The organism is Solemya elarraichensis gill symbiont, assembly GCF_002021095.1.
Taxonomy (GTDB): domain Bacteria; phylum Pseudomonadota; class Gammaproteobacteria; order Chromatiales; family Chromatiaceae.
On the sequence record NZ_MPRK01000096.1, the window covers coordinates 1 to 11,323 of the forward strand.

Genomic DNA, 11,323 nt, shown 5'->3' on the forward strand with positions numbered 1-11,323 from the left:
TATCCGGTTAATGATGCTGCTCGCGTCCCCACCAACAGCATCGTGACGCATTGAGTCAATCACCGCCTTCGCCTCTGGGGTGACATTCTGATAGTCAATCCTCCGTAGCTTAGCTCTGCGTTTCCTCTGATTTGCGTTCACTCTTTGCCTACTATTCATAAACAGTCCTTTTTTAGTGCAAAATAATTCCGGTAAGGCACTTTCTTGGCCAGCGTCCTAACATGTACTGAAATTCCGGTAACTTCATTAAGCAAAGAGAAAGGTTTAAATAATAATTTAATGATTGTGGGTATTTGAGACCTAGTTTCTGGCATGGCGTACCCATCAAAGGGGTTATGTTGGGTATCTGGTACACATCAATCCTCTCTCATCTTTGCAATGTAGCCGTAACTCCATTTCTGTTTTCCAGTTGAGTTCTTTGGCTTTGGTCGTTTATATCTATCAAGCCACCCACGCTTGATTCCTGCGTCCAATGCACTTGAAAGGGCTTTGCGACTCACATGAAATTCTGCTTCTAGTGTTTCGGTGGTAGGCCAGCAGTCCTTACCATCCGCATCCATGTAAAGTGATAGAGAGACTAGGATTCCACGTTGATACATTCTTAGTTCTGGGTCACGCATCACCGCATTTTGCCATTGCGTCTTGAATGAACCATTGCTATTTATACTTGCTGCCCATTCTGCGATTGAATGCACTTCCTCATCAGGTAGAGGAGGCTTGCAATGAAGCAGGTTTTCTTCAAGTAAGGTGGTTTCTATTTGTTGCCTGGATTTACCTGATTGCTTGAGTTTTGCCGCTAGTTCAGTCAGCGTGGTATTCCGTTCTCCCTCTTGGATAGAAACGCCTGTATCACGCGTTGTAGGGGCTTTCGTGAGCAGATTAATCATCCATTCAGGCATTGACTCTATGCCAGCATTATTTCGCCACTCATAGCGTTTGTGCGTGTCTGGATGAAGCGAGGGCGGGGCAACGATAAATCCCCCATCCGACTTAATATCTATGCCCTGACCGAGTTTCCCTTTTAGCTTGATGCCTGGATGCCTGGATGCTTAAAAAGTAGATGGAAGCCTCCACCCCCTGTTATTGATTGCAGGGTTTGTGGCAATTCACCATATTGCCCGAGTAATTTACTGAGTGTCTCGTCACCACCATTACGAGGGTCAATATCAATAGCAACAATTCCTGATGTTTTACCCGTCTGTATGCCAATGTTTGAGCCATTAGCAAAGCTTTTTCTGATAAAGTCCTGTTCCGTTGATGCACTGTGTACACCACCCTTAATCGCCGGTCTTTTCCCATTTAATGGTAAGACAGGCCAACCACGTTCAGCATATCTTAGTGCTAGTTTGACACTATCAGAATTATCCATACTAAGTCACTGGATACCAGTTGTAATTCTTTCAGTTTGCTTTTTACGAATACAACGTACCTTAGTCATAATGCCCCCATCTCTTCCACCCCTGAGGAACGGCGGTTGATGAAACAACTCGCGAAATGCCTTATCAACATCACAATTCATAGGCATCGGCTTCTTAAAAAGATGTCTGTCTACAAAATACTGCGTAGATACTCCGGCATGACGACAAGCTGCGATGCCTCTTTTGACCCAAGCGATTGGCTCATTAAAATCACGAGCCAACCTTTCAGCAAGTTCATAATCAAATGCAGGGTTGTCCATCCGATCGTGTTCGGATAGCACTTTGATGGAAGATGCATCGTAGGTCGATATATTGCTCTTATTAGCAGTGGAGAGGGGCGCTACAGGATTTGTTACGATATTTGCAACCAATTGTTCAGGTGATTTCGTAACACGCTCTTGTCGGCGCTCCCTGTAAAGTTTCTGCTTGCATGACTGGGAGCAGGTTTTCCTCGCCCTGCCAATATTTGTCTGGTGTAACTCAATGCCGCAGACAGTACACAATGAATGCAGATTTTGGTCTTGCTTGTTCATACGGACTCCTTTGCCTTGACATCATGTGCATCAAGGTCATCTGAGTCCCAACGTGTACAGCGCTGACCAAACCTAACTGGGTTTGGTAGGAAGCCATCTTTTACCCACTGCCAAACAGTAGAACGACCAACGTTGTAACGCTCGGCAACTTGTTTATCATCGATGTACTGTTTCATTTTTGCTCCTGTTTCGTGATGACCGAAGTGGTCTACAGGAGTAAGACTGAATAGCAATAATTAATTATGGAATTATTTGCCACAATTTTTTTTCGTAGACTGTAATTTATTCCTCAATAGGCTTCGTCACGCCCATTACAAACTTGTCCCAACTATCAATATCGTCAATATACTTGCGATAGGAGAATGCATCACGCATTACCTTCATCATTTTGTCATTGCGATATTTCTTGTACTGTTCCAACAAAGCTTTAGCAGGGTCGCTGCTACGGTCATAACTGTCCTTACTTTCAATGAATGAAACCCATGGCTCCTCTTTCGCGAGCATCTTTGCCGCTTTCATTTGGGTAGCGCCCCCTTCGATTAATCGCTCCAGTTCAACAGCAAGCGCACATCCACTAACCTCATTCCACTTCGTTTTTGCCCCTCTTTTTTTTCTTTCAGGGAGGAATTGCCTGGCTAGTTCTAATGCTAAAGATAAGTATTTTGCGTCTCCTGCTTCTACCTTATAAAATTCACATAACTCATCAAGCTTGTCTATATCCTCTTCAACCCATTTCTTCACCTCTTCTATACGCCTCTCTTCGGTCATCAGCGGCCCTACTTTTCTGCTTTCCGGATTTGTAAAATGAATTTTCGGCTTCTTCATACTGATCCCCTTCTGATTGGTAATACATCAGCAGATGCCCCGTCAGTGAGAAGATAACCCTCCCATGCTTCCATGAGTCTCCTGCGCCTTTCCAAAAGGTCTCCACGTTGGTAGGCGGCTTCCGACTTACTCTCTAGAACGTGTGCCAAGGCGGATTCAGCGATCTCCCTAGGATGATTGGTCATTTCTGCACACCAGTCCCTGAAGGTAGACCTGAAGCCATGTGTCGTCAGATCAGGATGGTCAGTTTTCAATAATTTCCGGACAGCTGCTTCTGATATGGCTTTCCGTCCTGACAGACCAGGGAACACCCAGCCTTCCAGTTCTAATGGCTGCATTTCACTCAGAATCTCGATAGCCTGAGATGACAATGGCACACGGAAAAGCTTCCTTGCCTTCATACGTTCAGCAGGTATTGTCCAGACTGCGTGATCAAGGTCGATCTCATCCCATCTTGCCTCTCTAGCCTCTCCGCTTCTCGTAGCAGTCAGAATCGTGAATGCCAACGTCTTTGCGGCAATTGAATTCATCTCACGCAGCGACTGAAAATATTCAGGCACATCAAAGTACGGCATAGCTGGATGATGGACGATAGCCCTCACTTTACTTGGTCGAGGCAACACCTTATCCAAATGACCTTTCCATCGTGCAGGGTTCTCTCCTGCCCTGTAATGAAGTGCAGCGGCGTAATCTAATACAGCTTCGATACGTTGCCTGACTCTAGTTGCAGTCTCCGTTTTACTCGTCCAAATCGGCTTCAATGCCGACATAACAAGGCTGACGTTGACATCTTGAACTGGAACTTCACCAAAATGTGGGTAAGCATAGGATTCGAGTGACTGACTCCATTGATGAGCATGCTTGGCATTTGACCATTCCGCTTTTCTGGAATCTATATATTCAAGCGCACAGATTTTAAATGTCTTGACCTGAGCTTTATCAATTTGTTCTTGAGCAAGTTTTTGTTCTTCAAGTTGCCTTGCGTAATCTATCGGGTCTAACCCCTGCTGACGTAACAGACGGCATTCATGCGCAGCCTTGCGTGCTTTTTCAAGGGAGATCGTGGGATATGCTCCCAGTCCCTTCTTCCGCCCTTTACCACTAGTCTCGTAGCGATAGAACCAGGACTTAGCCCCTATCTTAGTAATTTGCAGATAGAGACCCTCACCATCTGGATATGAGCCGGGTTCTTTTAAGCGCTTGACCTTCAGATCAGCCAACCTTTTGATTGTTTTTGCCATCTCCGTCTCCAATTTCTGATGTACGGAACAATGTACGGGTGATGTACGGATTATAGCAAACTCAGTTAGACCGTATCGGACTAAATATTACTCATAGATGCGGTAATAGTTGGGGACAATGAATGACGGCGAATCCAATTGGACTCTAGCATGGGGGACTCTCTCTCCGCCATAAATAACAAAGCCTCGTCGAAAGACGGGGCTTTGTTATTTATTGGTGTAGTGTGGATGCGAACCCGAAAGATAGTTCGACAAAATGCGACCAAAGGAGCATTTTGGACGCCGAAGGCGCCCCGAAGGGGTGAATACAGCCCTTAGGCTGTATGAATCAATCCCTCTCTCCGTCATATGTAACGCTTACCTATTCGATATATAGGCGTTTTTTCTTTATACGGACAGCCTTGTGCGCCCTTTCGTGTACCCCTGTGCTATTTTTGTAGGTTATCCAGGCACACCAATGAGACTAGAATTTCAATGGCTGCTTTCGGCCAGAAGCGGTCATTTACAACAGCAATTCATCTACTGATTCAAATCAAGACAAATCGGGGATTTCTGACTAATCTTTTATTAGAGGCCATGCGGATTTTGTGGAGGTGTAGTCATTATGAATGTAAGACAAATTTCCAAATTTACGGCAATTCTATTGGCACTCACATTGCTGTTTGCAGCATCTGCAGCATTTGGTGCTGCACCGGTACCTATCCCAGACGTTGCACAACCACAGGTAACTCCGACTGGAATGGCTGACGCTTTACCAATACCTATACCAGAACCGGTACAACCCCGAGGTACAGCTGATGTGACGCCTATTCCACTGCCTGACCCAGCGATGGATCGTACTCGATAATGCGTAAAGGAGGGATAATAACAGAAATTGCCCAACCCCAAAGAAGAACAAAAGATTTACGTGACCACCGATCCAAGATTAATTCCTATTTTTGAACGTAGTTTTCCAGCGCTCAACTTCTCAGAACCACACACCCAATACTTCGTGCTAGAAAGTCTCTAAGTCAACAATTGTGTGAACGATTAAAGGAGCCTGGAAAACTCCTCTGTGGTATTGCCTGGAGCAGTCGTAACAAGAAAATTGGCGCTTCAAAATCACTGCAGTTGCTCGAATATCTACCCATTCTTTCTTTGCAATCTATCAAGGCGGTTAATCTTCAGTATGGAGATGTGTCAGATCAAATCACGGACTTTTATAAAGCCAGTGGCATTCAGGTTCACGAGATAGAGGATATAGATAATACGAATGATATTGACGCTCTGTTTTCTCTCATTGAGGCGTGTGACTTTATTATCACTACCAGCAATGCAACGCCTCACTTTGCTGGAGCAATGAATAAGGAAACATTTTTATTATCGCCCAAAGTTAGTGGCAAGTTATGGTACTGGAAACACCGGGATGATCAGGGGCGCAGTCTCTGGTATCCATCTGTACGAATATTCGATCAAACTAATACTGGCGATTGGTCTGAACCAGTAGAAAAAATAAAATCTATTCTGGAGAATCGAGAAATTGCCTAATCAAGATCATGTCAGGTTGGTCGTTGGATTTGATCAGCGAGAAGCTATTGCTTACCACGCTTTTTGTCAAAGTGTGATTGAGAGTTCCAGTGTGCCTCTTCATTTCATTCCGCTTGCTGAAAACACCTTAAATGACTATAAAGAAACTCACACTGATGGCAGTAATCGTTTTATTTACTCACGTTTTCTAACGCCCCATCTGTATAATTTTTCCGGCTGGGCTATCTTTGCAGATGGAGACATGATCTGCAGGAAGGACATAAATAAACTCTGGCAATTACGTGACGAAACAAAGGCAATATTAGTGGTAAAGCATGATTACAAAACCAAGGCCAGCAAGAAATATTTCGGCAATATTAATGAAAGCTACCCTCGCAAGAACTGGTCGAGTGTCGTCTTGTGGAATTGTGCGCATTCTAAAAATCAAATACTCACACCAAAATTTATCCAAGAGAAAGATGGCTCCTTTCTGCACCGATTCTCATGGCTCGATGATGCTGAGATTGGGGAGCTTCCCATGGAATGGAATTGGTTGGTTGATGAGTACCCTGATAATCCAAATGCCAAGTTAGTGCACTATACGCTAGGCACTCCTTGCCTGAAGGATTACAAGAATTGTCACATGTCAGAGTTTTGGCATGCAACCCCCGCTAGAGTGGAAGAAGGTATGGGTGATTAACACGATAAAAATCTCCGAATAGACGTTGTCCTAACTGGGCGTATGGCGCACTTCTCAAACGATGGTGATGGCTAATCGTTTCTGTGAATGTCCGCTTTGGATCGGAAGCGGTCGTTCAGCCTAGCTGAAACGAGAAATCTTTCCGAAGGTCTGCTTTCGGCTGCGATTTCAACCGGTCGATGCAACACATTGTGCAAATCGCTCAGCTGGTGTTTCAAAGTCTAGCGTTTGTCTTGGCCGTTCATTCAGTCGTCTTGCCACAGCCTTTAGTTTAGCTTGAGACACATCTGATAGGTCCACCCCTTTCGGGAAGTACTGCCTTAACAGCCCATTGGTAGTCTCATTCGATCCGCGCTGCCAGGGATTGTGAGGATCACAGAAGTAGACCTTGATGTCCGTGGCTAGTGTAAAGCGTTTATGATCAGCCATCTCCTTGCCACGATCCCATGTCAGCGACTTGTAGAGTTCCCGCGGCAACTTGTGCGCATGCTTGATCAGCGCATTGATAACGGTCTCGGTCTCCTTGCTGTTGGTCTTCACCAGCATGACGTACCTGGTATGGCGCTCTACCAGTGTCGCGATCTGGCTGTTGTTGCTACCCATCAATAGATCACCTTCCCAGTGTCCCGGTACAGCACGATCTTCCACTGAGGCTGGCCGTTCACGGATTGAGACCGTATCGGTGATCCTGCCGTGATTCTCCGTTTTCTGCGTGTGATGGCGTGAACGGCGCATTCCACGTGTTCGCCTAAGATGCTGTAATAGCTCTTTTTTCAAGGCCACACGGGCCTGGATAAAGAGGCTCTTGTAGATCGTTTCGTGTGACACCTGTTGCTTCTCACCTTCCGGATGTTACCGTTTTAGCCAACCCGCGATTTGTACAGGTGACCACTCCAGTTGGAGCTTCCTGGCAAGGCATCGGGCCAAGGATCGATTCTCTACCAGTTTACAGATTTTAGGACGTTGTGCTCGATCCCAGGCTGCCTGATCAGCTTCACTGGCCCGGTAGTGAGACCGGCCACCATTGCGCCTGATTTCACGACTGATGGTCGACGGTGCTCGACCAAGAAGAGTTGCAATCGTGCGGATTGAATGTCCAGAGGCAAGGCCACGTGAAATCTCTTCACGTTCTGCCAGTGTCAGTGAACGGGATGATCGTCGTCGAGGAGCAGGACGTATCCCACCAGTTTCAGCGAGAACACGCTGAACAGATGAATGGTGTCGTTCAAAGAGCCTGGCTATCGCATGCAGAGATTCGCCTTGTTGCCAGCGATCCCACATCAGGGCTTTTTGTGCCTCGGTGTAATAGATTCTCGGTCGTTGTTTCATGGCTAACATCTCCTCTCTTAAAGATTAGATGTTGCACTGACCGATTGAAGTCGCAGTCGTTAGCGGACATTGAGCACTGCTCCTAACGGCGTACTTTCAGATCGGGCATGTTTATCGCTGCAATGACATGAAGAACAATGCCGCTACCGATAAAGAAGACAACACTGGCCATGAGACTGGCGAGCACTGGACGACTGGCCTCTCCGCCCAGATAGAACGCAGTGACACCACAGGTTACTGCGGCCAAATAACTGACCATAGCAATAACCATGCAGATTTTTTGAGAGGTACGACGCTGGCGCTGGTGCAAAATTAACTCTATTTGATGCTGCCCTTGATCAATCGGGTCAAGCAATATTAGGTGATACAGCAGTATACTGAGATTTCTCCCATACAGCAAAAGAACGGCTTTTCAGATTCTTTAGGGACGTTACAAACCGTTACACATGATTAACAACGCTGCTGTAAAATATATCTGTTCATTCATTCTCCATCCTCTCAATAAAAGGTCACCACGATGAGTAAAGCATCCAGACTTAAACCCTTGTGGATCATTCCCCCCATCGTGATTGGTGTGCTTGTCTTGATGTACATGAATGCCGGCAAGAAAACGCCGATTCAGATTGAAAATGCAGAAGTCTCACGAGTTGTAAGAACCATCAAGGTTCCCCAGGTAGATTTACAACCCGTCACAGAGGGTTATGGCGTTGTACAACCAGCAAAAATCTGGTCGGCGGTAGCCCAGGTAACCGGCAGAGTGATTGAAATGCATCCCCGCCTACGCGATGGCGAGATTATCGCGGCTGGTACTCCCCTCTTCCGTATTGATCCGGTAGATTATGAGCTTGCTTTGGCTCAACTGAAAGCTGAACTGGCTGAGATTGAGGTCCAGCAAAATAACACGAAAGATCTTCTGGTGATTGAACAACGCAATCTTGAGCTGGCAGGACGAGAAGCTGATCGACTGAAGAAGCTGGCTGAAGTAGGCACAACATCTGGTAGCGATACTGACCAGGCAGAACGCACCATGTTGAATTCACGTACATCTGTACAGAACTTGCAGAATTCATTGGCTTTACTGCCTACACAACGGAAAGTCATTGAAGCCAAGTTGGCCCAGGCTGAACGTGATCTTGAAAATACCAGTATCAAAGCTCCGTTTAATCTGCGCATTGCAAACCTTTCCATCGAAACAGACCAGTTTGTTACGACCGGACAAACCCTTTTCCAGGGAGATTCTGTTGACCGATCAGAAATCGTAGCGCAGGTCGCCATGTCATCACTTCGACACCTGTTTTTTGGCAGAGGTGCTGATGGACCCAATACAGAACAACTCGGAGCGGGCTTTGCGGAATATGTGGATTTCCGCCCGGTAATTCAGATGGATATGGGAGGCGATGTCGCAGAGTGGGATGCGGAATTTGTTCGTTTTACAGACAGTATCGATAGTCAGACCCGCACAATCGGGATTGTAGTTGCACTCGACAAGCCATTTGAGAAAGTGATTCCCGGTCATCGGCCGCCTCTTTCAAAAGGGATGTTCGTCAAGGTGCTGTTACGCGGCAGGATACAACCCCGACAAATAGTGATTCCCAGGTCGGCTGTCCGTGACGGCAAAGTTTTAATCGTGAATAGTGAGCAGCGACTTGTAATCAAGGATGTAGAGTTTCTATATCACCAGGATGACCTGAGTGTCATTCAATCGGGTATCGAAGCCGGTCAACAACTGGTCGTTTCCGACCTTATTCCTGCTGTTGAAGGAATGCTTCTGCAACCGCAGCATGATCAGGCCGTAGAGAACAAACTCCTGCGCTCTGCCGGAGCTGAGTAATGATCAGCTGGTTTACTCATCACCCAACGGCAGCCAACCTGATGATGGCTGCCATTCTTCTGCTTGGACTAGTGGCGTTACCGGGCCTGCAACGAGAGACTTTTCCTGAAATCAAGAGCGACAAGGTTCAGGTACAGGTGGTCTACAAGGGGGCGACACCGGCAGATGTAGAAGATGCTATTTGTCGACGACTTGAGGATGCAACAGAGAGTGTCGTCGGGCTGGATGAGATTCGCTGTGAATCCAGCGAAGGATTCGGTTCAGCAACGCTGGAAATGGCAGAAGGCACAGAAATGGCACGATTTCTGGATGATATTAAATCCAGTGTCGATGCCATCTCTGATTTTCCGGATGATACAGAGTTACCCATCGTTGAAGAGCTAGGCAGAACCGATGCGGTAGTCTCAATTGCAATAACCGGCCCAAGTGACCCGGTCGCATTGAAAAGCTATGCAGAAGCAGTCAAGGAACGACTGAAAAGAGCATCTGATGTAGCCGAAATCAATATCAACGGTTTTTCTGATCACCAGCTTCGAGTTGAAATTCCAATACAACACTTACGGCAGTATGGTCTGTCTGTTGCTGATATTGCCAATAGTGTGCAACAACAGAGTGTCAGCGCACCCCTGGGGCAATTACAAGGTGATGAGGAAGATGTGCTGCTGCGCTTCAATGATCAGCGTAAAAGCGTTGCTGAACTACAAGAGCTTATCGTTATATCAGGTGAAACTGGCGCATCCATCAAACTCGGTGAGATTGCAACAATCACAGATCGTTTCGAGCTTGATGAAAGCAAGATTATTTTTGATGGTAAACGTGCTGCTGTTCTCGATGTGACCAAGACAAGATCACAGGATGTCTTGGCTGTTTATGACCAGGTGGCCGCTTTTGTCGAGGTTGAACAGAAGAGCGCCCCCAAGGGAATCAGCCTGGTGTTAACCCAGGACCGCTCTTCCAATGTGCGTGACCGTCTCAATATGCTTTTAAACAATGGCCTGATGGGTCTTGTTCTTGTCTTTCTGGTCCTGTGGCTCTTTTTCAGTCTACGTTACAGTTTCTGGGTCACAATGGGTTTGCCGGTCTCGTTTCTTGGTGGCCTTTTCATTCTTCCGATGATGGGCGTTACCATCAACATGATCTCCATGGTCGGCCTATTGATCGGCATTGGTCTGCTTATGGATGATGCCATTGTCATTGCAGAAAACATTGCTGCACGCCTTAGCCGTGGTGACAAACCGATGGAAGCAGCAATAACCGGTGTAAAACAGGTTCTCCCGGGAATCGCTTCATCATTTGCAACGACAGTCATGGTGTTTGGCTCCCTGGCATTTATTACAGGTGAGATCGGACAGATTTTACGTGTGATGCCAATCGTATTGCTTGTGATTCTCACGGTCAGCCTGATCGAGGCATTTCTGATTCTTCCCAGTCATCTTGGCCACTCGCTTGCACACATCGGAAAGCGTGAAGATTCTGCTTTTCGACAAACATTCGAAAAGGGCTTTGATACATTCAGGGACAAGTATTTTGGAGCGGTCCTGGATTTTTCTGTCGAGTATCGCTATCTCACCGTTGGCATCATTATCATGCTGATGTTGCTGGCAATAGCGATGCCGGTTGGAGGGAAACTCAAATTTGTAGGTTTTCCATCAATAGAGGGGGATATTGTAGAGGCACGTGTATTGCTACCCCAGGGAACCCCGCTGGAGTATACGGAAAAGATCGTTAAACAACTGACAGATGCGCTGCAGGAAACCAGTCTCCATTACACACCACTACAGCCTGACGAACAGGATCTGGTCACACACTACACCGTTATCTATGGGCAAAATCCTGACGCGAATGAAACGGGGCCACATGTGGCTCGTGTCATTGCAGATATTCTCAGTGGGGAAGTCCGTAATGCCCACCTCGAAGAGTTCAGACAGGTATGGCGTGAC

Annotated in this window: 11 protein-coding genes and 2 pseudogenes; 4 read left to right on the plus strand and 9 right to left on the minus strand. The window is 46.6% G+C overall.

The features are described from left to right. Positions 1 to 356: 356 nt before the first annotated feature. The 7 genes and pseudogenes from BOW51_RS06135 to BOW51_RS06160 form a co-directional block, all read right to left on the minus strand. Complete coding sequence (locus BOW51_RS06135) at positions 357 to 899, minus strand: primase C-terminal domain-containing protein (RefSeq protein WP_078476930.1); 543 nt, start codon at positions 897 to 899, stop codon at positions 357 to 359. Then, positions 900 to 1,031: pseudogene (locus BOW51_RS12020) on the minus strand (bifunctional DNA primase/polymerase); the annotation flags it as partial. It lies immediately after the preceding gene. Further along, positions 1,022 to 1,369, minus strand: coding sequence for a bifunctional DNA primase/polymerase (locus BOW51_RS06140; protein ID WP_078476931.1), 348 nt, complete (start codon positions 1,367 to 1,369; stop codon positions 1,022 to 1,024). The gene BOW51_RS06140 and the pseudogene BOW51_RS12020, both read right to left, overlap by 10 nt. Before the next feature lie 6 nt (positions 1,370 to 1,375). Beyond that, complete coding sequence (locus BOW51_RS06145) at positions 1,376 to 1,951, minus strand: hypothetical protein (RefSeq protein ID WP_078476932.1); 576 nt, start codon at positions 1,949 to 1,951, stop codon at positions 1,376 to 1,378. Then, positions 1,948 to 2,127, minus strand: a complete 180-nt coding sequence (locus BOW51_RS06150; protein WP_078476933.1) for a helix-turn-helix transcriptional regulator — start codon at positions 2,125 to 2,127, stop codon at positions 1,948 to 1,950. The genes BOW51_RS06145 and BOW51_RS06150 overlap by 4 nt, the downstream gene beginning before the upstream one ends. A 106-nt stretch (positions 2,128 to 2,233) precedes the next feature. Beyond that, positions 2,234 to 2,776: a hypothetical protein gene (locus tag BOW51_RS06155; RefSeq protein WP_078476934.1), complete on the minus strand. Its 543-nt coding sequence runs from the start codon at positions 2,774 to 2,776 to the stop codon at positions 2,234 to 2,236. Then, entirely contained in the window at positions 2,773 to 4,017 is a 1,245-nt protein-coding gene (locus BOW51_RS06160; RefSeq protein WP_078476935.1) for a tyrosine-type recombinase/integrase, read from the minus strand. Before BOW51_RS06160 ends, BOW51_RS06155 begins: the two co-directional genes overlap by 4 nt. 1,017 nt (positions 4,018 to 5,034) lie before the next feature. Here BOW51_RS06160 and BOW51_RS06165 point away from each other — a divergent pair. Then, entirely contained in the window at positions 5,035 to 5,544 is a 510-nt protein-coding gene (locus tag BOW51_RS06165; RefSeq protein ID WP_078476936.1) for a hypothetical protein, read from the plus strand. Next, on the plus strand, positions 5,537 to 6,223 hold the full coding sequence (locus BOW51_RS06170) for a glycosyltransferase (protein ID WP_078476937.1): 687 nt from the start codon (positions 5,537 to 5,539) through the stop codon (positions 6,221 to 6,223). The genes BOW51_RS06165 and BOW51_RS06170 overlap by 8 nt, the downstream gene beginning before the upstream one ends. Before the next feature lie 168 nt (positions 6,224 to 6,391). On the opposite strand, the pseudogene BOW51_RS06175 reads toward BOW51_RS06170, so the two are convergent. Continuing rightward, positions 6,392 to 7,552: pseudogene (locus BOW51_RS06175) on the minus strand (IS30 family transposase). Between the two features lie 82 nt (positions 7,553 to 7,634). Continuing rightward, entirely contained in the window at positions 7,635 to 7,907 is a 273-nt protein-coding gene (locus tag BOW51_RS06180; protein ID WP_078476938.1) for a hypothetical protein, read from the minus strand. Between the two features lie 162 nt (positions 7,908 to 8,069). Here BOW51_RS06180 and BOW51_RS06185 point away from each other — a divergent pair, with 162 nt between their 5' ends. After that, entirely contained in the window at positions 8,070 to 9,383 is a 1,314-nt protein-coding gene (locus BOW51_RS06185) for an efflux RND transporter periplasmic adaptor subunit (RefSeq protein WP_078476939.1), read from the plus strand. Further along, positions 9,383 to 11,323 (plus strand): efflux RND transporter permease subunit (locus BOW51_RS06190; protein ID WP_135568097.1); only part of this gene is annotated, 1,941 nt, incomplete at its 3' end. The genes BOW51_RS06185 and BOW51_RS06190, both read left to right, overlap by 1 nt.

Bases quoted from the DNA above. Each gene is read 5' to 3' on its own strand.
- BOW51_RS06135 (WP_078476930.1), bottom strand. From the start codon at position 899: ATGCCTGAATGGATGATTAATCTGCTCACGAAAGCCCCTACAACGCGT.
- BOW51_RS06140 (WP_078476931.1), bottom strand. From the start codon at position 1,369: ATGGATAATTCTGATAGTGTCAAACTAGCACTAAGATATGCTGAACGT.
- BOW51_RS06145 (WP_078476932.1), bottom strand. From the start codon at position 1,951: ATGAACAAGCAAGACCAAAATCTGCATTCATTGTGTACTGTCTGCGGC.
- BOW51_RS06150 (WP_078476933.1), bottom strand. From the start codon at position 2,127: ATGAAACAGTACATCGATGATAAACAAGTTGCCGAGCGTTACAACGTT.
- BOW51_RS06155 (WP_078476934.1), bottom strand. From the start codon at position 2,776: ATGAAGAAGCCGAAAATTCATTTTACAAATCCGGAAAGCAGAAAAGTA.
- BOW51_RS06160 (WP_078476935.1), bottom strand. From the start codon at position 4,017: ATGGCAAAAACAATCAAAAGGTTGGCTGATCTGAAGGTCAAGCGCTTA.
- BOW51_RS06185 (WP_078476939.1), top strand. From the start codon at position 8,070: ATGAGTAAAGCATCCAGACTTAAACCCTTGTGGATCATTCCCCCCATC.